The organism is Paraburkholderia sp. GAS38 (assembly GCF_050434965.1).
GTDB lineage: Bacteria > Pseudomonadota > Gammaproteobacteria > Burkholderiales > Burkholderiaceae > Paraburkholderia > Paraburkholderia phenazinium_A.
This window is the reverse complement of the sequence record NZ_JBNDJO010000003.1, coordinates 628,353-651,371: the sequence shown is the minus strand read 5'-3', so window position 1 is coordinate 651,371 and position 23,019 is coordinate 628,353. Positions and strand designations below refer to the sequence as shown.

Below are 23,019 nucleotides of genomic sequence, written 5' to 3'. Positions count from 1 at the left end.
CGTTGCAAAACTTGACCTCGGAGGAGCAAAACGCTGACCATGATGTGTCAACGATGTCCTCGCACATGTGTCAACCATGTCTCCAGTCTGTACACAACGCTAGCGATCGCTGCGCAACAAACCATACAGCGCGGTATCCGACACCTCGCCGGCGACAACCCAGCGCTCCCTAAGCAATCCTTCGCGGACAAAGCCGGCGCGTTCCAGCACGCGCGCCGACCCGTTGTTGCGCGGGTCGATATCGGCTTCGAGGCGCCGCAGCGACAACGTCGAGAACGCATGTCCGATCAACGTATGAACCGCTTCCTGCGTGTAGCCTTGCCGCCAGAACTCGCGGGACACGCCAAAGCCGATCTCCGCCCGCAACGAAGGTTCGTAAAGACTGAAGAGCGTGCAAGTGCCGATCATTTGCCCGGTCTCACGCAGGTCGATGGCGCACACCAGGTCCTTGCCGGATGCACTCGCCGTCATCAGACGCGATAGATATTCGCGCGCCTGTTCCAGTTGGGTCATGGGAGCGAATGACCAATAGCGCATGAATTGCGGATCGGAGTACATCGCGAATAGCACAGCCGCATCGTCTTCGCGCAACGGGCGCAGCACCAGACGCGGCGTGTTTAACGTAATGGGTTCGAAGAATGGCATAGCGTGTTTGGTTTGTTTAGACGCTCAGGCCGTATAGCGGCTTGGCCTTGCCCGCAAACCAGTCCCGCAGCGACGCGTCGTCCCAGCTCCCGGCAATACCCGCTGCCTCCTGCAGCAACGCGGTGCCCTCTTTCTGCCGTGTAAGGCCGAACAGTGCCTGAGCGGCCTCAAGCATCAGGAAGGCACGGTCGACGTCTTCGCTGCCGTTGGTCTCGATCAAATGCGTGCCGCGCTCGGCCGCTTCCAGTGCCTTGGCAAACTCGCCCAGGCGATTGAACACCATCGCGCAGAGGTAATCTGCCCGCTCCAGATTGACCCATGTGCCCGCGCGCTGCCAAAGCTCGCGCGCCGCGGACGCGCCCTCGATCATCACCTCGCGGACCTGCGGATGGGCAAGCGTTTCGTCATCCTGCTCAAGCAGCGCCGAGACGATATTGTTGAGACTGGGCGCAACGAGCGCATCGGCCTCGCTCGATTCGTTCCAGCGTTCGACACCCTCCACCACACCCTGCAGCGCCACGGCGACGTCCAGCGCACGTCCAGGCGTCAGCAGAAAGCTGATCGCCGCCGCGCGCACGACCGTCGTTGCCTGCTCGGCCCGTAGACCCAGCTTCGACATCCGGCGCTCCAGCGCGACGCCCGCCAGCAGATTTCCACTGATATGCGCAGACACCGCCGCGTTACGCAACACCGCCAGCGGCAACGACTCGTGGCTCGATGTGCTCTTGGCAATCAGTTCGTAAGCCTCCTGCCAGCGCTGGTTCAGTTCGCCGACCACGTGATTCGACAGCCAGCTGAAGCGCGCAAGCTGGTCGGCGGGTAACGCAAGGTCTGCTAGCTGGCGCAGTTTTTCGGCTGCCGCTTGCGGCTCGTCGTCGTGGTTCTGCATCAACAGGCCAAGTTCGTCTGCGATCGTCATCGTGCTGATTCCTCAATTAGAGAACACGTCATTCAAGCGGCATCTCTTTAAGCGCGTTCAACCGCCGGCCGGCCGACGATCTTAAGCATCTGCAGGCAGGGATTGCTCGGCGACCAAAGCTCGGGGAACACCTCGACAGGAGCAAATCCCATCCGCTCATAAAAGCCGCGCGTCAAGGCGTAATGCGGATTGGGACTCGTCGCCGCGATGGTCTTCACTTGCAGGAAGCGTGCGCCGTGTTCGGCGAGCCAGGATTCCACGTGCATCAACAGCTTCTTGCCGACACCTTGGCCTCGCACTTCGGCATGCACCGCCACGCAGTGAATTTCCCAAGCTTGAGGGAAGTGTTCGCGTAACGTCAAGAAGCCGATAATCCGGCATTCATGACGCATCACAAAGGTGGGCAACGTGGCCGTATCGCGGACGTACTGCATTAACGCTTCTTCAATGCCGAACCATTCAGGCACGCTGCGCAGGATGGCTTCGCACGCTGCCTGAATATCGCCTTGCGGACGGACGCCACCCACAGGCCAGCGATAACCCAGCACCGATTCGCGCGGATAAGCGTTCTCGCAGACCTGGCCAAGCTGGTTGCCGCCCAACAGGTAAACCGATTCGCTATCGGCGCGCAGGAAGAAGCCAACATGCCCCTTCCAGCTCTCCGGCTCGTCGCGGTACAGCACGGCAATGCATCCTAAAGCCGGTTGCGCGAGCGGCTCGCCCCATTCGAGCCAGGAGCGGGCCAGCGCCGAACCCGTACCTGGCATATCGAACTGCGCTAAACACCAGTTCACGAACGACGAACACCACGAGGCCTTGTCGTCGTAGCCGCGAATATTCGTGTGTTCGTGGTACTCGGTGATGCGCGGATTGCTCTGCCCTGGCGGATATTGCGCGATGCCGGTTTCCCTCCGTGCAACGGCAAGCCAGGGTGGGACATCGACTGATTCGATGTTGTATTGAGGATCGTCCATAGTGTGCAGTTCAGCTTGGGGGCGGCCGCTGAATCATGCCGCCCCAATCGGACTTAAGGTTTCATCAAGAGGTAGTAGCCAAAGCCTAGCGTTGCGCGTCCCCACTTGAGGTACGCCATGTGCCACTTCTGCATGCGCACGCTAAAGGCCTCGGCCTCGGGGTCGTCGGGATGATCGGCGAGGTAGCGCATCATCGCGTTGCAGTACTTGCCTTCGTAATCGTCCCACTCGTCATCGTTGCTCGTTGTCGTGCGCAGCACCACGTATCCGCAGGTCCGTGCCCGCTCCGCATTGTCCGCGTGCGTCGCGAACTCATCAAGCGTGCCGTCGATCGCCTCGAGATAGCCGCTTGACGGCGGCTGTTTCCAATACCCGTCTGCGACAAGCAGGCGTCCACCGGGTTTGAGCCAGTCGAAGCAGGTTCGCAGACACGCGTCGAACGAACCGAACGCATGGACCGAACCGACGCATAGCACCGCGGCATAAGCCTCGGCCTCGCGGGGATGCTCCAGCAGCGGACAGTCGAACAACTGCAGACGATCGTCAGCGCCTCGCCATTCGAGGCGCGCGCGATCGAGAAACGCCGCGTTGATATCGACGCCCACGCCGCGCGCAGGACATCGTTCAAGCAGTTCGCGCAACAAGGCGGCCTTGCCGCACCCTGCGTCGAGTAGGACGTCGTGCGCGGTCAGGCCGTCGCCGAGACTGCCTAAGAGTTGCTGTGCCTTAGATGGCGAGAGCGGGCTGAGATAGTGATGATCGCGATGCGCGATCGTCGAGAAGCGAAAGGGATTTGCGGATGTACCGGACATGATTCCATTGCATGGAGAGGTGGGATGAAAGATGGATAAAACCTGAGTGGCACACAACTTTCATATCCAGACCTCCGATGCGTTAAATGGAATTCGCGGCGACAGATAGTAAGACAGAAATCTGCTTTTGACGAATCTTTCCGCACGAAGTGAAACGGCACAACACCTCGACCGAACGCAACCGCTCAATGCAGGTCGGCCCGCGCGCGCATTTCGTACACCTCTTCCAGATTCGGCGCGGGTTCGCTCAAACTGTCGACGAAGCATTGCGTGGCCGGATCGCTAATGAAGCTGGCGGCCGAACCGGCCGTCAGGATCGCCTCGCACTCCTGCGGTCGCGCAACGACGAAGCCTTGCACATAGTCCACGCCGATTTCCTTGAGCGCCCGCAGTGTGTTCGCATCTTCGACCCACTCGGCAATGCTGCGCATGCCGAGGTTGCGCGCAAGGGCGACGATTGCCTCGACGATCGCCGTATCGGCGGGGTGCTCGCACATCGTGCGAATGAACTCGCCGTCGATCTTCAAGGCATCGGCCGACAGGTCCTTCAGATACTTGAACGAGGTATAGCCCGCGCCGAAGTCGTCGAGCGCGATCTTGCCGCCCATATCGTGAACGCGCGCGATAAACCGCTGCGTGTTTTCCAGATCGTGCAGTGCGACGCTCTCGGTGATTTCGAGGCACAGGTAACGGATAATCGGACGGTAGCGCGCGAACAGCGCGAAGATGTCTTCCATGAACTGCTCGTCGTTGAGCGACCCACCGCTCAGGTTGACGCACACAAAGCGCGTCTTCGGCAACGCATGCCGGTTCCGCTCGATCCATTCGAGCACCGTGGTCAGCACCCATCTGTCGATGGCGGCAATGTTGCCGGACTCCTCCGCCGCCACGATCACCTTGCCGGCCGGCAGTATCGCGCCGTCCGGCGCACGCCAGCGCAGCAGCACTTCGAAGTCGAGCGACGCGGTGGGTGCGGCGAGCGACATGATCGGCTGCATCACCAGGAACAGTCCGCCGGGCAAGCGGTTTTGCCCGAGCGTCTCGACCAGCATGAGTTCCTTGGCGCGCTCCTCGAAGGCCGCCGCGCCCTTGCGATAGGTGACGAGATGCCCGTGCGCCACGCCTTTCGCCTCACGGCAGGCGCCGTCCGCGTTGGACAGCGCGTCCTGCACCCGCACGCCGTGCGAGCATTCCACGAGGCCAATCGACGCCTTCACCTGAAACGCGCAATTGCCGACCTGATACGGCGCGGCGCTGAGCAAGGTGACGAGTTCGCGGCACTGCTCGATCGCATCGTCGATCGAGGTGTTGCTCATCACGCAGATGAACTCGTCGCCGCCGATGCGTCCCACCGCATACTCAGGCCGGAACAGTGAACGGGCACGCGCGGCGACCTGCTTGAGCACCTCGTCGCCAGCGCGATGCCCGAACAGATCGTTGACGAGCTTGAAGCGGTCGAGGTCGATATAGGCCAGCGCCCACGGCGTGTGCTCCTCGCTTTGCGCCGCGATGGCCCGTTCCACCCCGCGGCGATTCAACGAGGCGGTCAGCGGATCATGGTCGACGAGAAAATGCAGACGCTCGATCGCTTTGGCGCGCTCCGTCACGTCCTGCAACGAGCCTTCGATCCAGCCGTTCGAGCGCGTCGCCTTCAGCGAGTAACGCCGCTCGGCCGTGCCCCACTCCGCCGAACCGCCGAGTTCGAGCTCGCCCTCGCTGCCCTTCTGCGCCAGCGCCTGCAACGAGCCCCACGCGCCCGGCTCGAAGTAATCCTTCCAGAGCCGCACCTTGTATTCGGCCTTGCGCAGATCGAGCATCGCACGCAAGGCGGGATTGGCGCGCACGAAATGGCCGTTCTCATCGAGCGTGAAGAGACCGATCGGCGTGACGTCATAGGTGTTGCGCAACTCCGTTTGCATCCGCCGGCGGCGCTCGCGCTCGGCGCGCATCTGCTCGGCAATCGCAAAGGCGGCCATCATGCTCGACGACAGCGCCGCCACCACCGGATTCACGCCGCCGAACAGCAGCTTGATGCCGAACGCCGCGCCCAGCACTTCGGAGAAGATCGAAAACAGCACGACGACCATCGACGCCACGTACCACAGCACGGTGCGCGAACCGGTCATCCACACCAGCCGCGCAAGCAGGAAGACCAGCACGGCCATGCCGATGCTGCTGAAGGTCCACATCACCGGAATGAACTTCGCGTATGGCAGCACCGCCGCCGCAGCGAGGTTCAACAGGCCGGCGTACAGCACCGTGCGCAGCAGCCAGCGATACCCCACCACCTTCAGTTCGCGGCGGAACAACTGATTGAACAGGGCCCCCGTCAGCAGGTAGTACACGGCAAACGTGTACTGGCGCAGCAAAGGCATGTAGTCGGGTGGAATGACGCGGCCAATCCATTCCATGTCCCAGCCCATCGCATTCGAGCAGAGCCGCAGATTGCCGATCAGCCAGGCCGCGAAGATCACATAGGTCAACTCGCGGTTGATGAGGGCCGTCACGAACACGAAGATGGCGAGCGTCAGCAGGCCGCCGGCAATCAGCGCCGCGTTTTCGTGGAAGTCGAGCGCCGAGTCGCTGAGCGCCGCGCCATCCCAGGCGAGCACATTCAGGTACGCGGGGCCCGAAAATGTGCCGCGGCACAATACCTGTGCGGGCTCGGCGGCGGCATTGACCGGCAACTCGAAACCCGCCTTGACGGGACTGAGCTTGCCGCTCGTGCCATGGCGATCGGCCTGGCCGAGCGGCGCCAGCGTCGCGGCATTCCAGCAAGCCAGGGTTTGCGCGTGGCGCGAGGGAAATTCAACTACGGTCGGATGCCCCGGATTGACCGGCGGCACGTCGAACAGGAACCAGAAGGGCGATTCGGCAAGCCGCGTGCTGTAGCGCCTGGTGGTGGGCGCCTGCTGCAGGCTCTTCAAGGTGGCGAGCGCCTCGGCCGGCCGCAGCGATGCGCGCTTGTCCGGCACGATGTGCAGCGCGAGCGTGACGGCACCCGCCGACTGAAATTGCCGGGGTGCCCAGAATAACGTGGCGACCGTGGCGAGCGTAATAAGCGCCGGCACGACGTAGACCGCGAATGCGTACAGAAGCCAGTCGATAAACGACCCCGCGCGCATGTATTTCGACCGCGAAAAGAACGTCGCCGACTCCATACCCGGAATTCCCCTTATGCGGCAAAGCCCTCAACGTAAACGATGACGGAGCCGAGAGGCCCCGCCACCACCGCGTTACCCATTACAGCGTGACACGTTCGTTGGCCTGCCGGAGCACTTTGTTTTACTTGCCATATCCAATTTGAGTAGCTTCCAAGCATCCTACAGTTTCCCGGTTGAAAGATAAATCTGCGGGCGACAAATCAATGTCCGGGTGATACGTATGGATCATAAACTTGAGCAGCGGATGGCCGGCCGCCGCCCAGCGCTCGCGCGCCACGGCCACCGGCTTGGCCATCACCCGGTGCGGCAGGCCGCCGACGTGCGCCATGGGCAGGAACTGGTTCTTGCCGAAAACGTCGTCGAACAGCATGGCTTCATACTCGCGATCCAGCGGCGAACGCGCGGTAATGACCATCCAGTCGATCTCCTGTTGCTGGCAATACAAAAACAATGCCTTGCACAGGCCGATCTTGACCATCCGCCCAATCGTCCCGCCGGCCACGCCCAGCCGCGTGGCTTCCGCCATGCGCGTGCCCTGCAACCAGTCCGGCAACTGCACCGACTGCTCGACGGCCAGTGGTGCGAACTCGTTCGTCTGAATCCGCAGGGTGCCGAGCGGACCGCCGTCCAGCTTCGACTGGGCCAGCAACACGGCCGTTCCGGGCTCGCAGTCCCCCTTTTCAATCGTCATCTTGCTGGCAAAGTCCGGCAAATGCCGGCCGTAAGCCATTTGTCGCATCATGACAGCTTTTTGAAGGGAATCGCTATCGGCGGCTATACGAATGGTAAACGGCAGTCTCTCCGTTTTCCTGAGTGGAATCGTCTCTGCGATCTCCGGGTTGGCGGCGTGTTCGTGATGGAGTTCGGAAACTAATACTGAAGGATTTAGGCGATCCATTTTATAACCCCAGTTGGCTAATAGAGAAAGGAAACCATCGCACCTGGCACTCCAGAATTCCGCGCTTCAGTACGACAAATCTAGCCTCTCACGAACTGAAATTTACGGGTGAGTCCTATCTAATATTTCTTAATAATTAACGTCTTAGTGAGGACGCCAAGCCATTGCAGCCGTGGGCTTCCACCTCCTCGCAAAGGCACGCCCGGCAACGCGCATCGCCCGGCGCAAGCCAGATCGTTGCGCTTGCACTAAACTTGCGGCCTTCAACAACATCGCGCCTTGCTAAATCGCGCTTCGCGAACTCATGACCGCTCAATCCGCCGACACCTCCGACGAGCCCCGACCTCCGCCCTCCTCTGCCCCTGGCGACGAGACCTTCACTAGCGAAGCACTGCATCGCAGCCTGCCGCGCAGCAGGCCGTTTCAGCGCTTCTGGTGTACCCGCGTGTTCTCGTCCCTTTCGTTCCAGATGCTGGCGGTCGCAATGGGCTGGCACATCTACGGGCTCACGCACAGTGCCTTCGCGCTCGGCCTTCTCGGCCTCGCGCAATTCCTGCCGATGTTCACGCTGACCCTCGTCGTAGGCCAGGTCGCCGACCGCTACGACCGCCGGCGTATCGCCGCCGTCTGTCAAAGCGCCGAAGCCGCCGCTGCGCTGGTGTTTGCATGGGGTACCTTCGGTGGCTGGCTGAGTGCGCCTGTGATCTATGGACTCGCCGCTTGTCTCGGCGCTGCCCGCGCCTTCGAATCGCCCGCCGTGTCGTCGCTGCTGCCCGGTGTGGTGCCGCGCAGCCAGTTGCCTCAGGCGACCGCATGGGCGACCTCGGCCGGCCAGACGGCGCAGATCGTCGGTCCCGCGCTCGGCGGCCTGCTGTATGGCGTGGGTGCCGGGCCGGCGTATCTCGTGTGCGCGCTCACGTTTGCTACGGCCGCCGCACTCGTGTGGGGTATTCCACTACAGGCACGGCCCGCTACCCGCGCACCGGTGACGTTGACATCGGTCTTCTCGGGGATCGGCTTCATCCGCAAACAGCCCGTCATCCTCGGGGCGCTTTCGCTCGATCTGTTCGCTGTCCTGTTCGGTGGCGCGACTGCCCTGCTGCCGGTGTTTGCACGCGACATCCTGCACGCCGGGCCATTGGGACTCGGCTTGCTGCGCTCGGCATCGGCGGTCGGCGCGCTCTCCGGCACGATCTGGCTGGCGCACTTTCCGCTGCGCAAGCGGCCCGGTGCTGCGATGTTTGGTGGGGTCATCGCGTTCGGCCTCGCCACGTTGGTGTTCGGGCTCTCACATCAGATCGTGATCTCGCTGCTGGCGCTCGCCGTGCTTGGCGCATCGGATGTGATCAGCGTCGTGGTGCGCCTCTCGCTCGTGCAACTTCGCACGCCTGACGAGATGCTCGGACGCGTGAGCGCAGTCAACGCGTTGTTCATCGGCTCGTCGAATCAGCTTGGCGAGTTCGAGTCGGGTCTGACTGCCGGATGGTGGGGTGCCCAGCCTGCGGTGCTGATAGGCGGCGTGGCAACCATCGCCGTTGCACTGCTGTGGATGAAGCTGTTTCCCGAGCTTCGCCGGGTCCGCACGCTAGGCCATGAAGACGAACCCGTCACCGCAGGTTCGTAAGATCTGCCAGGTGAATGTCCCAAGTGCGCGAGTGTTGCGCTGAGGCGACATGAGAGCACTGCGCGAGGCACGCGACGGCGATGCCTCGTGCGTCAAACTTACCGATCGCTTCAGGCTCAAGAAAAAACGACCGGCAGTTCAGTGAACGCGGCGTTTGCAGCGGCCCGTGTCGAATCGCACCATTCTGCGAATCTCCAGTCAAACGAGTAGCATAGGTCCCAGACTGATGTGAAAACGGAGGAGACATGCAGACCGCTCATCAACCTCACCATTTCCACCTCGAGCTACGCCACGCAACGGTACCCACCTACGTGACGAGCTACCTGTTTCCCATTCTGCTGCTCGCCTACGAGGCGTGGCGGGTTGGGCACTGGATCTTCGATTACGGCATGAACTTCGCGAACTTCCGCTACATGGGCTATGAATTCCTGCTCATGCTGACGTTCGTCGCGCTGCAGATCCTGGTGGAGATTGTGTTCCTCGCGGGTGCAGGCATCACCAAACATCCGGACTTCGAACATCGGGTCTCGAATGTTCTGGTGGGGATCGGTTGCTCCTTCGTGGTGCTCGGCTTCGACCTGGCGTTGCAGTACGCGCTGTAACGCCGTACACGTTGCCCCTCACGCCTTGCGCTGCAGGGCGAACAGGGTGCCGGCGAGCAGGATGAACGCGCCGATAATGACCTTCTGCCACGTGCTCGGCACGCCCACCAGGATCAGCACGTTGTTGATCAGGGTGACCAGCACCACGCCTAGCAGCGTGCCGACCACGGTGCCGGTGCCGCCCGTAATGCGCGCGCCGCCGAGAATCACCGCCGCGATCACATCGAGTTCCGAGCCGACCAGGTCGAACGGATTCGCGAGCCGGTTATTGGCTACGTGCAGAATCCCTGCGATGCCTGCCAGCATGCCCGTATAGCCGAACACAAACAGATGGATTGCGCGCAGGTTGTAGCCGAGGCGCTCCGCAATCGCGAGGCTGCCGCCCATGGCGTAAACGCCGCGTCCCATCATGGTCCGGTTCAGCAGCCACCATGTCACCACCGCCGCCACCAGCAGGGCCAGCACCGAAACCGGCAGCACAGCACGCAAGCCGTCGGCGGTCTGATAGAAAAACAGCGGGATGCGGCCGAAGCGATCCATGCTGTGCGGAATGTTCATGAAGAACGTCGTGCCGATGAAGGTCAGCAGGATGCCGCGATAGAGATACTGCGTGCCGATCGTCACGATCAGCGACGGCGCTTTCAGCCGGTGCACCAGCACGCCGTTGATCAGGCCGAGCACAATGCCGCCGAGCGCGCCGGTGATCAGGATCAACGCGAACGGCTCGTCGGGCCACCACGCGAACACGGCCTTCGTGATCCCATACATGGTGAGCGCGCCGATCGCGGTGAACGACACGTCGATGCCGCCCGAGGCCAGCACCACCAGCGTGCCGAGCGCAAACAGCGACACGGTAGTGGCCGAATGCAGCAGGTCGAACAGCGTCGCCAGTTGAAAGAAGCGCGGATTGATCGCGCCGACGATGATGCACATCACCACGATCAGCCCGGCGGTGAACCACTCGGGGTTGCGCGCGAGCTTGGCCCGCAAGCTGAGCGGCTTCACCTGCGGTGCGATGTCGATGACAGTTGGCGTGGTCATGGTCTGGTTGATGCGCGGGTTCATGCGGGTCACGTCCTCTCAGCGTACTCTATGCGGCTTCCGACAGCAGCGCGTGATACAGGTCGGCTTCTTGCAACTGGTCGGCTTGATATTCGTTCGCAACGCGTCCCTTCTTCATCATCAGGATGCGGTCGCAGTTCTGCAGCAGCTCGGGCAGGTCGTCGCTGATCAGGATAATGCCGATGCCCCGCTGCGACAGGCGCTGCATGATGCGGTAGATGATGTCCTTCGAGCCGACATCCACGCCGACCGTCGGACCGTGCAGGATCAACACGCGCGGATCGATGGCGAGCCAGCGGCCGATCAGCACGCGTTGCTGATTACCGCCGGACAGCGACTGCACGGGTTTGTCGACGTCGGGCGTCGCGATCTGCAACTCCTTGACGGTGTCGACGGCGAGCGCTTGCGCACGCGTGCGGTCGATCTGGCCGAAGCGGTCGCGCAGGCTCGAGATCATCGCGGTGATGACGTTGTCGCGAATCGACTTGTCGAGGAACAGCCCTTCGTTCAGGCGGTCTTCCGGTACATAGCCGATCCGGTGGTTCTTCGCATCGGACGGCGTGTGCAAAACAATGCGCTTGCCGTCCAGCACGATCTCGCCATGCTGCGCAGGCGCCACGCCCGCGAGCGCGCGCGCCAGTTCATTGCGTCCCGAGTCGAGCAGTCCGGTGACGCCGAGAATCTCGCCACGGTGCAGCGCAAACGAGACATCGGCGAACTGGCCGGTGCGCGTGAGGCCGCTCACGTCGAGCACCACTTCGGCGCCGAAACCGCCTTCGCGATAGCGCTCGCTCGACAGATGCCGGCCCGTCATCAGTTCGCTGATCTGGGACTTGGTGTAGTTCGCGATCGGCCCTTGCGCCATGGTCTGGCCGTCGCGCAACACGATTACTTCGCCGCCGATCGCATAGCATTCGTCGAGCTTGTGACTGACGAACAGCACCGTCACGCCCTGCGCGCGCAAATTGCCTAGTACTGCGATCAGGTTGTCGACTTCTTTCTGCGTCAGCGAGGTGGTGGGCTCGTCCATGATGACGAACTTCGCCTCGCTCGCAATGGCGCGCGCAATCGCCACGAGCTGGCGGGTCGCGAGCGGCAATTCTTCGACGAGCGTGGACTGGAACTCCGCGTCGCCAGGCAGGCCGACAGCCGCCAGCGCACGCTCCGCCGTCTTCGCCAATGCGCGGCGGTCGAAGGTACGGGTCAGGCGGCCATTGTGCGTAGCCAGCTCCGAGGTCAGCGCGACGTTTTCGGCCACGCTCATGTTCGGCAACAAGGAGAGGTCCTGATACACCGTCTCGATCCCCGCCGCGAGCGATTCCAGCGCCGTGAGGCGGGCGTGCCGCTCGCCTTCGATAATGAGCTCGCCCTCATCGGGCGGCTGCGCGCCGGAGATGATCTTGATCAGCGTGCTCTTGCCGCAACCGTTTTCGCCGAGCAGGTGATAGATCTGTCCGCGCTGAAACGACAGGCTCACGCCACGCAGCGCATGCACGCCGGTGAAACGCTTGTGCACGCCAACCACTTGCAGAAACGGCACGGAAGCAGCGTCTGTATTCATAGTCCGATTGCAATCTTTAAGACCTAGGAGCAGCCTGCGTTTTCTTCTTCAAAGGTGTGCCCGCAAGCGAGCACACCTCCACTCAGGAAGCGACAGCCGTTAGAACGCGTAGTTCTTGTAGTTCGACTTGTCGACGTCGACCCAGCCCTGGCCGCGCACGATGATGCCCTTGCCCGGACCCTTGGTCACGGTCACCTTCGTGTAGCCCGGAATGCCGAGGTTGTCGCCGTCATGCACGGTCTGGCCGTGGATCAGCATCAGCGCGATCTTGTTCATCGCTATGCCGGCAAGCTTCGGATCCCAGAACGAAATGCCGTTGATGGCGCCGCTTTCGAGGAACTTGGCGGCTTCGGTCGGCAGACCCGTGCCGTACACGCAGATCTTGCCCTGCAGGCCCGCTTCTTCAACCGCACGGCCAATGCCGATCACGTCGAGCGACGACGACCCCTGGAAGCCCTTCAGGTCCGGATGCTTGCGCAACACTTCCTTGGCGACTTCATAGGCGCGTTCGCCGTCGTTATTGGTTTCGAGCTTCGGTTCGACCAGATCCATCTTCGGATACCTGGCCTTGGCGTTGCCGATCCCGCCATCCGCCCACTGCACCTGCGAGCGGCTGCCGAGCGACCCCACCAGCACGGCCCATTTGCCTTCGTCGTGCATGCAGCCGGCGAGCCGCTGGTTCAGGTTCGCGCCATACGCCGTGTTGTCGAACGCTTCGATGTCGACCATGGTGTTCTTTTCGTTGTCCGCCTCATGCGTGACCACCTTGATGCCGCGGTCCATCGCCTTCTTCAGCGCGGGTTCGAGCGTGGGCGGATCGTAGGGCACCACGGCCAGCGCATCGACCTTCTTGGCGATCAGATCTTCGATGATCTTCAGTTGCTGCGCCGCGTCGGCTTGACCCGGTCCAGTCTGATAGGCCGTTACGCCCGGGTTGTCCTTGGCGAATTCCTTGACGCCTTCGTCCATGCGGTTGAACCAGTTGATGCCGGTCACCTTCACCACCGTGACGATCGTCACATTGTCCGCCGCGTGCGCTGCGGCGATCACGCCTACCGTGAGCACGCCTGCTGCCAGTGCGGCGCCCAATCGAGTCAGTTTCATTCCATGTCTCCTTTTTCTTTCGATGTCGCCCTGCTTCACGGTTGCGGACATCCAGGGCCCCGATGTCCGCCGCGTACTAAACCTTGCCTACATGCGCGCGCTCGCGCTAAACGCGAGCGCTACCTTCGCGCCGCCGGATCGGAGCGCGTGAAACCGAAGATCGCGCTAACCCGCTCGCCACCCGCGAAAGCCAGCGACAACAGCAACAGAAAACCCCACGCGCAGTCGCCGAAGAACTGCGACACACCCAGCAGATTGAACAGGCTCGCGAGGAACTGCAGCACCGTGGCGGCGAAGAACACCGAGATGATGCGGCCGCGTCCGCCGGCGGGATTCACGCCGCCCATCACGGCAATCAGGATCGAGATCAGCAGATACGAGTTGCCGTAGTCCCATTTCGCGCTGGACGTATGGGTCGCGCTGATCAGGCCGGCCAACGAGGCGAGCACGCCGCACATCGTGTAGGTCAGAATCAGCATCCGCGCGCGCGGAATGCCCGCATAAAAAGCGGCCTTGGGATTGGTGCCCATCAGATATAGGCGCAAGCCGAACGGGCTGCGTTTGAGCAACCAGCCCAGCACGACGATGGCGGCGATGAAGATGATGAACGAGATCGGCACCTGAAACGCGGTGCCGTTGCCGATATCCGAAAGCTGGTCGACATACTCGACCGGCACCGATGCGCCGTTGCTCAACACCACGGCGATGCCGGTAAACAGCAACTGCGTGCCCAGCGTGCAGAGAATCGGCGTGAGCCGCAGCTTCGCAATCACGACGCCGTTCAAGAGGCCGCCGAGCAGCCCTATCGCCACGACGATCGCGCAAAACAAGGCCGTGTAAGCGACCGGCGAGACGTCGGCGCTGAGGCACTTCGGCACGATCAGCGCGGCGATCATGCCCGACAGATTCGCCAGGCCGACGCCGGACAGATCGATACCGCCGTTGCCGGAGATCATCGAAAGCATGATGCCGAGTGCAAGCAGGCCGAGTTCGGGCAACTGGCTGCCCATCGACTGCAGATTGTCGACATCGACAAACTGGCCGTGCGACAGCGCTGTCGCCACCAATACGACCAGCACGTTGACGGCCAGCAAGAAATTCAGTTGCCGGTCGGCGAACAGTTTTCCAACAGCGAACGAGGACTTCATGGTGAAGAGAAACTCCTTCAGACTGCATGAAACTTCAGCGGGCCGTTGAGGTGCGATCCATGAGACCTCAACGAGCAGTGAACGCGCCCTGCGTGTATCTGCAGTGCACCTTCAGTGCGCAGACACCGGCTGGCCCGCCTGACTCAATAGCTGGTTCACTTCGCTTAACGTCGGCATCGACGGCGCCGTGCCCGGACGTGTCACGGAGATACCGGCCAGCGCACAACCGAAGCGCATCGCCTCCACGGGATCCGCACCGCGCGCCAGCGCTGCGGCAAACCCGCCCGTGAAACCATCGCCCGCACCGGCCGTCTCCACGACGCGGCCGCACTGGAACGCCGGCACCAGCACCGACTGCCTGGCGGAATGAAGCAGCGCCCCCGCTTCGCCAAGCGTCACGATCACCGTGCCCACGCCTTTGGCAAGCAGCACGTCGGCTGCGCGCCGCGCGTCGTCGGCGTTCTGGATCGGCACGCCCGTCAAGGCGGCGGCCTCCGTTTCGTTAGGCGTGATGTAATCGCACAGCGGGAAAATGTCGTCGTCGAGCGGTAACGCAGGCGCGGGATTGAACACCGTGATGACGCCGTGCCGCCGTGCCACTTCAAGACCGCGTCGCGCTGCTGCGAGCGGTTGCTCCAGTTGCGTGACGAACACCTGCGCGGCAGCGATATCCACTTCGATCGCGTCGACATCGGCCGCGTTCATCGTGCCCGCCGCGCCCGAGGCGACGATGATGGCGTTCTTGCCGTTGGTGTCGTCGACGAAGATGTGTGCGGCGCCGGTCGAAACACCCTCCACCGTCGTGGCCCGCGCGGTGATGCCTTCCGCGGTCCACGTCGAGCGCGCGATCGCGCCGAAGGCATCGTTACCGATGCGTGTGCAGAAGACCACTTGCGCACCGGCCCGCGCTGCGGCGACCGCCTGATTCGAACCCTTGCCGCCCGGGCCCATCGCGAAGGCCGAGCCGGCGATGGTCTCGCCGATCAGCGGCATGCGTTCGGCGCGAAACGTCAGATCGGTCACATAGATGCCGAGAATGACGACGCGTCCGCTCTGTTGGGACTGCGTGCTCATTTTTGCTGCTCCCCGGCACTCGGCGCGTCCGGTGCCAGCAACACGCCCTTGGTGAACACGAAGCAGCCGTAACCGCGCCGCTCGCCGGTGGCGATCACGCAATACGCTTTCTTGGCGCGTTCATAAAACGCGAAACGCTCGATGGAAGCAAACGGCAGATCGCGCCCTTCGGCCGCATTCACTTCGGCCTGCGCCTCGCGTTGCACAGCAGGAATCGTGTTCGGCTCGCCGACTACTTCCATGCGCTGCGCCGGATGCTCGACAAAGGTATCGAGCGGCAGCACGGACAGCACCGCGCGAACCGCGCGCGCCGCATCCGCGCCGTCGAAACGCAGCAGCTTGCCCAGCACCGTTGCGCGCGCAACGGAGTCGGCGGGGAAATTCGCGTCGCAAATCACCACTTCGTCGCCGTGGCCCATCGCGCGCAGCGCGTGCAACACATCGGCATTCAACAGCGGGTCCAGATTCTTCAGCACGGTGTCTCCTCCATGTTCGATCGGCCTGCTACCCGTCCACAATCGGACGGTCAGTCTCCGTAAGGTATCCAGATGTTCTTCACTTGCACAGCCTGACGCAGCCAGGCCGGTCCTTCTGTCGAGCGGTCAAACCAGTCGAACTGGCGCCCATGATCGACAAAGGTGCGCTTCAGATTACCCACCGAGGCGCGTTCGACGAGCGCCGAATCCGCCGCGCCGCCGAAGCACCAGAGCGCGTCGACGTCGTCGTGTTTCGCGAGCGCCGGCAGCAAGGCGGCGCGCTCGCCCGTGACGATGTTCAACACGCCGCCAGGCACATCCGAGGTTTCGACCACCTGATACAGGTCCGTCGCCGTCAGCGGGCAGGCTTCGCTCGGCAGGACCACCACGCGGTTACCCATTGCCAGCGCCGGTCCCACCAGCGAGACGAAGGCCAGCAGCGGCGCTTCATCCGGGCAGGCAATGCCGATCACGCCCAGCGGTTCGTGCATGGCCAGCGCGACGCCGCGCAACGGCGGCGTATGCACCGCGCCGTCGAACTTGTCGGCCCACGCGGCGTACGTGAAGAGCCGCGTCACGGCAGCTTCGACTTCCGCATGTGCGGCGGTCTCGTCGACGCCGGTGCGCACCACCAGTTGCCGCGCGAATTCGTCGGCCCGTACCGTGAGATTCTCCGCGAGGTAGTACAGCACCTGGGCGCGATTGTGCGTGCTGGCCTGCGACCACTTGCCTGCGCCGCGCGCCGCCTCGACGGCGTTGCGAATGTCCTTGCGGTTGCCCTCGCCCACTTCGCCGACGAGTCCACCGTCTGCACCATGGACGGGCAGCGAATAACCGCCGTCGGGGCGAACCTGCTTGCCGCCGATAAAGAGCTTCGCTGTGCGATCGATCGCCGTCACGTTCAAGCCGCTCGCGTTCGACAGCGCCTCAAGCGAACCCGTTGCCGCAGCCCGCGCAGGACGCTCGGCGAGCTTAAGCCACGCACGCGGCTTCAGATATTCGTAAATGCCCTCGCGACCGCCTTCACGGCCATAGCCCGACTCGCGATAGCCGCCAAAGCCGACCGCGGCATCGAACAGATTGGTTGCATTGATCCAGACCACGCCGCATGCGAGACGCGGTGCGATGTCGAGCGCGCGGCCGATCGTTTCGCTCCACACGCTCGCGGCCAGGCCATAACGCGTGTTGTTGGCGAGCGCCACCGCTTCGTCCGGCGTGCGGAAACTCATCGTCACCAGCACGGGGCCGAAAATTTCTTCCTGGGCGAGCATCGAAGCGGGCGCGACACCGGTCACGAGCGTCGGTGGGTAATAGCAGCCGTGTGCAGGCACGGTGGCATCCGGCGACTGCCACACCGCGCAGCCTTCGCGGCGGCCGGCTTCCACCAGCGATTCAATCCGTTCGAGCTGCACCGGATCGACAATCGCGCCGATATCGATGCTCTTGTCGAGCGAGGAGCCGACACGCAGGGTCTCCATGCGCCGCTTCAGCTTGTCGATGAAACGCGCTTCGATGCCCTCCTGCACGAGCAGGCGCGAACCGGCGCAGCACACTTGCCCCTGGTTGAACCAGATCGCGTCGACTACACCTTCGACCGCGCCGTCCAGGTCGGCATCGTCGAACACGATAAACGGCGACTTGCCGCCGAGTTCGAGCGTCAACGACTTGCCCGAGCCTGCAGTGACCGAGCGGATCTGCCGACCGACTTCGGTCGAGCCCGTAAAGGCCAGCTTATCGACTTCAGGATGCTCAACAAGGGCGGCGCCGGTGCGGCCATCGCCCGTCACGACGTTCAGCACGCCCGCCGGCAAACCGGCGCGATGCGCCAGTTCGGCAAACAGCAAGGCGGTAAGCGGCGTGTATTCCGCGGGCTTCAGCACGACGCAATTGCCGGTTGCGATGGCCGGCGCGATCTTCCACGCAAGCATCAGCAAGGGGAAATTCCACGGCACGATCTGCCCGACGACGCCCAGCGGCGCGAAGTCGGCGAACTCGCTGTCCTGCAACTGCGCCCAACCCGCATGATGCAAGAAGTGACGCGCGACAAGCGGTACGTCGATGTCGCGCGTCTCGCGAATCGGCTTGCCGTTGTCGAGCGCTTCGAGGACGGCGAACAGCCGGCTATGCCGCTGCACCATGCGCGCCAATGCATACAGATGACGCGCGCGCCCCGCGCCGCCCAGCGCCAGCCAACCAGGCTGCGCGGCGCGGGCCGCGGCGACCGCTGCGTCGACATCAGCCGCATCGCCCTGGGCAAGCTGCGCGAGCAACTCACCCGTGGCCGGTTCACGCGATTCGAAGCGCTCGCCCGAAGCCGGTGCGCGCCACGCGCCGCCAATGAAATGACCGAAGCCGGCCTCGTGCTGCGCGAGCCAGGCCCGCGCGGGCTGATCGTCCTCGGGTGCGGGACCGTACTCCATCGAAGAAAAATATTCGGCTACGCTCATGGGATCGGTCTGCTTAAGCAACGGGGTGACGATTGAAGGAGGAATAACGGCCGCTCACGTGATGCTCGAGCTGGCGTTCGATGTCGGCGAGGAGACTCGATGCGCCGATCCGGAACAACTCCGGTTCGAGCCAGGCGCGTCCCAGTTCCTCTTTCATCAGGATCTGATAGGTCAGCACGGATTTCGCAGTGGAGACGCCGCCGGCAGGCTTAAAGCCGATCAGGACGCCAGTGCGCTCCTGGTAGTCGCGGATCATCCGCACCATCACCAGCGAGACGTCGAGCGTCGCATTCACGCCTTCCTTGCCTGTGGAAGTCTTGATGAAATCGGCACCCGCCATCATGCAGACCATCGACGCACGCGCCACGTTCGACAGCGTGCGGATATCGCCGGTGGCGAGAATCGCCTTCAGATGCGCCGGCCCGCAGGCCGCGCGGAAATCGCGCACTTCGTTGTAGAGCGCCTGCCAGTTACCGGTCAGCACGTGTTCGCGCGTGACGACGATATCGATCTCTTGCGCGCCGTCCGCCACCGACGCCTCGATCTCTTTCAGCTTCAGCGGATGCGGGATCAGGCCCGCCGGAAAACCCGTGGACACCGCCGCGACCGGAATGCCGCTGCCTTGCAGCGCATCGACCGCAGCGGCGACGAAGCGGTGATACACGCACACCGCGCCAGTAGTGATGGTCTGCGGCGCAATGCCGAGCGCGCTGAGGATGTCGGCCCGCACCGGCTGGCGCGCTTTCGCGCAGAGGCGCCGCACGCGGCCTTCGGTGTCGTCGCCGCTCAGCGTGGTCAGGTCGATGCAGGTGACGGCCTTCAATAGCCACGCCGCCTGCGCATCTTTCTTGACGGTGCGCCGCGTGCCGAGCGTGGCCGTGCGCCGCTCGACGGCCGACTGGTTGACCCGCAAACCGTCGAGCCAGGCGGCGTCGAACGGTACGCCGGGATTGCGTTCCGGATGAATGGCCTGATCGCGCCGCAACGCGATGACCGAGGAAGACGAAGAAGGAGCTTCAGGCATGGGACGTCCGTGATTTTGTGCAGCGCACAGCAACGGCTGATGGTTTATTCGCAACCATCGTACATCGAATGATAGGATCGTAACAAGTGGCGTTACGATCATTTCCTTACGTGCGGTTTGCGGGAGTGGCGCGGCGCGCCGACCGCTTGGTCCATCCTGGTTTGCCCATCGGTGTTTTCACCAGGCAAGAGGGTGCGGCGTGCGTGCGAGGGGGTGCTTGCGGCGAAGCGCGCACGGATCAAGCTGTGGCACGATGAGCGTCCTGCCCCTCAACCCTCTCTATCCCTTGCGGATATCCCTCGTGGAGTCGCAGCACCATGATCGACGAAGCTCACGTCGTGCGCGCCCTTGCGGCCCGTGCGATCGTGCCGGACGCCAGCCAGCGCCATGCAATCGCCGCGCTAATGGACCTGCTCAGCAGCACGACGATGCAACGCCAACGCTCCGGCGCCGTACAAGCAGCCCAGGGCGTCTATTGCTACGGCTTGCCGGGACGCGGCAAGAGCCTAGTGGTCGATACCGTCTTCGAACTGGCCGCCTGCACCAAGCGGCGCATCCATTTCCACGAGTTCCTGCGCGAGATGAACCGGCGGCTCGTCAACGAACCGCGCGGCGACGACCGGCTCGGCTCGGTGTCGCGGCAATGGCTCGACGGCATCGCGTTGCTGTGCTTCGACGAATTCCACGTGCACGATATTGCCGATGCGTTTCTGATCGGCCGCTTCCTCGACGTCGCGCTGGAGCTCGGCACGCGCATCGTGCTCACCTCGAACTATGCGCCGCGAGACCTGCTGCCGAATCCGGAATATCACGAGCGTTTCGAGCCGACCATCGAGCGGCTCGAACAGCATTTCACCGTGGTGCATTTCGACGGCGCGCGCGACTATCGTTTCAGCGCCGAACCGGCGCAACGTCCACGCTTTTTCGCACCGCTCGATGCGGCGACGCACGATCAACTGCAGCGCATCTTTCTGCAGTACGAAGGTGAAGATGCGCTATGTGCACAGACGCTGTCTGCAGCGGGACGGCCGCTCCACGCGCAGGCCGCCGGCGCGTCGCTCCTATGGGCGAATTTCGAAGCACTGTGCATCGCGAGCCGTTCGCATCTCGACTATCTGGATCTCGCCGAGCGCTGGCAAGGGCTGATCGTCGACCAGTTGGAGACGCACTGGCTCGCGACACCGCATACGCTGCAGCGCTTCGTGTGGCTGGTCGATATTTTCTACGACCGTAAGCGCGCGTTGTTCATCGCTTCCGATCAGCCCATCGCTGCCGCGCTCAACGGTCTTGAAGGTGCGCACGATCTGTCGCGTACGCTGAGCCGGCTAGCCGAAATGCAGTCGCGTGCGTATCCGAATCCGCTCGAAGGCGTAGCGGTGTAAAGATCAGCGGCGCGCAAAGGCCGTCGTCAGACGGCTCGTGGTCGCCTTCTGTGCCGCGTCGTCCTTGGCGAAGTCAGGTGAGCCGCCGACCTTCGACATCTCCGGGTCGCTCGCCATTTTCGTTTCGATCGACATCTCGATCATCCGCTGCATCGTATAGATCGATTCTCCCCGTCCCATGCCCGTATCGCGCAACAGGTGATATGCGGTCTTGGTGCCGGGATCCTTGTCGAACAGTTCGGCGAACTTTTTCTGGCGCGATTTGCGCGTGCCGTTCGGCTCCTTCATGATCTTGTCCCACTCGGTCGCAAGTTTCTCCGACTTGACGGGGTCGCTCGTGCCCATGTGATAGTCCACCACGGCATACGCGTGCTTGCCGACGAGGTCGCGCGTTTCCTTCTTCGCAGCGGTCGAGCGGGTGTCATTGATCTTCGAGCCCTTGAAGATCCGTCCGAAACGCTCGTTGCCCGCTTGCACGCGAGCCTGCGCGGTGAATGCGGAATGAATGTCCTTGATTGCCTTGTCGTGCGAATCGCCGAGGTCGCTGATGATCTTCTTCTTGTCGTCGGACGCGCCCGGCCCGGCGTACTCGTTGGCAAAAGCCTGGCGTCGTTGCAAGGCATAGCTGCAGACCACTTCCGCCTTGTCGTTGCGCATGCGCTGCTTGAGTCCGCGGATGCCTTTCGCGACGTCGAGCGAACCGGCCGCTGAAAGCGCGCTGCCCGCAATGCGGGTGTGTCCCGCAACCGCTGCCGCGTGCGATCCGGCCAGGGCCACCGACGCGCCGTGCGTGCCGATGGCCGTCGCCGTCGCGGCACTGATGGACACGGTATTGCGGATGAATTCGTACGCGGCGCGGTTGCCCTGCTTTGCGGCGACGTCGTCTTTCAGGAACGCGGTGAGCAGCACGTTCTTCGCATGGGCACTCTCGTTCTTCAACTCGGGATCGTCCGAGGCGGCGAGCTTTTTCACGGCTTCCATGTCGTATTCGAGCTCGGCGGGTTTGGCGGGGGATGTAGCGTCCTGATTGCCGTCGGCGCGCTGCTTGCCCTTCGTATCGGCCGCCTTCGCGTCGTAGACATCGTCGAGTTTCTTGATGGCGTTCTTGCGTTTGAAGATCAACGCCTCTGGCCGCATTTTCACACTGGGATCGCGGCCATGGAACTTCGCTACGTCGTCCTTCAGCATGGTGTCGAGCTGTGCACCGTAGCGTTTCTTGCGCTGGGTCGCGGCAAAGAACGCATGACTGTTGACTACCGCGCCGACGGTTTCGTGGGCTGCCGTCAGGCTGCCGCCGACCAACGCGGCGTCGACCGTGCCGGCTGTCGTATGCGTGCCGATGCCGACCGCCGCCGCCACCGACGCGCCCGGACGCAGCTTGTTGGTTTCGAGCAGCGAAAAGCCGGGCTTGTCGCGATCGACCGGCTGGCCGAAGCGTTGCGCGCGGGGCGGCATGCGGAAGCCGGGATCTTCGGGGCCTGCTTTTGCGGCAGGCTCGGCGTCGGCCTTGATCGAGCCTGCGCGCGACGGCGGCGGCGATGCATCCGCGGTCGCGGTTGACGCGCCCGGCACGGGCGGCGGCGGTCTCGTCGGAGCAGCCGGCCTCGTGCCGACAGTTGGCGTCTGCACGGTAGCGTTCAACGCAACGCCCTGTGCGCTTTCATTCGCCGCGGTGGGTAGCGACGGCAACCGCCTGGTTGGAATCGGCGGCCTTCCCGCGGGGATATTGCCTGGCGTCGCCGCGCCAGGCGGCAGCGCGGGCAAAGCCTTGTCCCGCAACGCGGTTGAATTACTCGAACCCTGTCCACGCGTTGCATCCTTGCTGCCCTGCGCGCCAGCGGTGCCCACCGCGAAGGTCACCGTTTTGCGCGGCGGGTTCGTGTCATTTTGCACCGCTGAAGCCGGGTGTCCGCTTAGCCGCGCAATCTCGGGCGCGACCGAATTCGGATTCGCCGACGGCTGCCCGTCCGGCTTTTTTCCCTGCGGCTTGTGCCCGGTATCGACGGGGCTGCTGTTAGCGGGTCCCGCCGTAGACGGGGCCATCTTCTGGGTGTTCAGCATGCGATATCTCGTCGGCGATGGGTTCGGCGAAAGCACGCGGCT

18 protein-coding genes are annotated in these 23,019 nt (G+C 63.2%); 3 read left to right on the top strand and 15 right to left on the bottom strand.

Translation table 11 applies throughout. The features are described from left to right. Positions 1-99 precede the first annotated feature (99 nt). The 6 genes from P3T42_RS10445 to P3T42_RS10420 all read right to left on the bottom strand — a co-directional run bounded on the left by P3T42_RS10445 (position 100) and on the right by P3T42_RS10420 (position 7,412). Positions 100-645, bottom strand: a complete 546-nt coding sequence (locus P3T42_RS10445; RefSeq protein ID WP_429305954.1) for a GNAT family N-acetyltransferase — start codon at positions 643-645, stop codon at positions 100-102. A 16-nt stretch (positions 646-661) separates the two neighbouring features. Beyond that, on the bottom strand, positions 662-1,564 hold the full coding sequence (locus tag P3T42_RS10440) for a hypothetical protein (RefSeq protein ID WP_429305953.1): 903 nt from the start codon (positions 1,562-1,564) through the stop codon (positions 662-664). 47 nt (positions 1,565-1,611) lie between these two features. Next, a complete protein-coding gene (locus tag P3T42_RS10435; RefSeq protein ID WP_429305952.1) occupies positions 1,612-2,538 on the bottom strand; it encodes a TIGR02594 family protein in 927 nt (308 codons plus the stop codon). Positions 2,539-2,591: 53 nt separating this feature from the next. Continuing rightward, on the bottom strand, positions 2,592-3,350 hold the full coding sequence (locus P3T42_RS10430; protein WP_429305951.1) for an SAM-dependent methyltransferase: 759 nt from the start codon (positions 3,348-3,350) through the stop codon (positions 2,592-2,594). Between the two features lie 185 nt (positions 3,351-3,535). Beyond that, a complete protein-coding gene (locus tag P3T42_RS10425; protein ID WP_429305950.1) occupies positions 3,536-6,511 on the bottom strand; it encodes a putative bifunctional diguanylate cyclase/phosphodiesterase in 2,976 nt (991 codons plus the stop codon). A 124-nt stretch (positions 6,512-6,635) separates the two neighbouring features. Then, positions 6,636-7,412 (bottom strand): hypothetical protein, encoded by a 777-nt coding sequence (locus P3T42_RS10420; RefSeq protein WP_074294779.1) that lies wholly within the window; start codon positions 7,410-7,412, stop codon positions 6,636-6,638. Between the two features lie 304 nt (positions 7,413-7,716). Here P3T42_RS10420 and P3T42_RS10415 point away from each other — a divergent pair, with 304 nt between their 5' ends. Continuing rightward, positions 7,717-9,036 (top strand): MFS transporter, encoded by a 1,320-nt coding sequence (locus P3T42_RS10415; RefSeq protein ID WP_083640269.1) that lies wholly within the window; start codon positions 7,717-7,719, stop codon positions 9,034-9,036. Positions 9,037-9,281: 245 nt separating this feature from the next. After that, positions 9,282-9,638, top strand: coding sequence for a hypothetical protein (locus tag P3T42_RS10410; protein WP_074294778.1), 357 nt, complete (start codon positions 9,282-9,284; stop codon positions 9,636-9,638). Positions 9,639-9,656: 18 nt separating this feature from the next. On the opposite strand, the gene P3T42_RS10405 is transcribed toward P3T42_RS10410, so the two are convergent. The 8 genes from P3T42_RS10405 to deoC all read right to left on the bottom strand — a co-directional run bounded on the left by P3T42_RS10405 (position 9,657) and on the right by deoC (position 19,534). After that, the gene (locus tag P3T42_RS10405; RefSeq protein ID WP_074294776.1) at positions 9,657-10,703 is read right to left on the bottom strand and encodes an ABC transporter permease; all 1,047 of its coding nucleotides are present in this window, start codon (positions 10,701-10,703) and stop codon (positions 9,657-9,659) included. Positions 10,704-10,728: 25 nt separating this feature from the next. Beyond that, positions 10,729-12,261 (bottom strand): sugar ABC transporter ATP-binding protein, encoded by a 1,533-nt coding sequence (locus tag P3T42_RS10400; RefSeq protein ID WP_074294774.1) that lies wholly within the window; start codon positions 12,259-12,261, stop codon positions 10,729-10,731. Positions 12,262-12,360: 99 nt separating this feature from the next. Then, a complete protein-coding gene (locus tag P3T42_RS10395) occupies positions 12,361-13,365 on the bottom strand; it encodes a substrate-binding domain-containing protein (RefSeq protein WP_074294772.1) in 1,005 nt (334 codons plus the stop codon). Between the two features lie 119 nt (positions 13,366-13,484). Next, entirely contained in the window at positions 13,485-14,513 is a 1,029-nt protein-coding gene (locus P3T42_RS10390; protein WP_429305949.1) for an ABC transporter permease, read from the bottom strand. Positions 14,514-14,624: 111 nt separating this feature from the next. Further along, positions 14,625-15,587 carry a ribokinase gene (rbsK, locus tag P3T42_RS10385; RefSeq protein WP_429305948.1) on the bottom strand — a complete coding sequence of 321 codons (963 nt, stop codon included), beginning with the start codon at positions 15,585-15,587 and terminating at the stop codon, positions 14,625-14,627. Further along, positions 15,584-16,063, bottom strand: coding sequence for an RbsD/FucU family protein (locus P3T42_RS10380; protein ID WP_074294766.1), 480 nt, complete (start codon positions 16,061-16,063; stop codon positions 15,584-15,586). Before P3T42_RS10380 ends, rbsK begins: the two co-directional genes overlap by 4 nt. Positions 16,064-16,113: 50 nt before the next feature. Further along, positions 16,114-18,510 carry an aldehyde dehydrogenase family protein gene (locus tag P3T42_RS10375; protein WP_429305947.1) on the bottom strand — a complete coding sequence of 799 codons (2,397 nt, stop codon included), beginning with the start codon at positions 18,508-18,510 and terminating at the stop codon, positions 16,114-16,116. A gap of 13 nt (positions 18,511-18,523) precedes the next feature. Further along, positions 18,524-19,534: a deoxyribose-phosphate aldolase gene (gene deoC / locus P3T42_RS10370; RefSeq protein ID WP_074294762.1), complete on the bottom strand. Its 1,011-nt coding sequence runs from the start codon at positions 19,532-19,534 to the stop codon at positions 18,524-18,526. 317 nt (positions 19,535-19,851) lie between these two features. Here deoC and zapE point away from each other — a divergent pair, with 317 nt between their 5' ends. Beyond that, the gene (gene zapE, locus P3T42_RS10365; protein ID WP_429305946.1) at positions 19,852-20,916 is read left to right on the top strand and encodes a cell division protein ZapE; all 1,065 of its coding nucleotides are present in this window, start codon (positions 19,852-19,854) and stop codon (positions 20,914-20,916) included. A gap of 3 nt (positions 20,917-20,919) precedes the next feature. Here the strand turns inward: zapE and P3T42_RS10360 are convergent, their stop codons facing one another. Continuing rightward, positions 20,920-22,977: a hypothetical protein gene (locus P3T42_RS10360; protein ID WP_429305945.1), complete on the bottom strand. Its 2,058-nt coding sequence runs from the start codon at positions 22,975-22,977 to the stop codon at positions 20,920-20,922. Positions 22,978-23,019 lie beyond the last annotated feature (42 nt).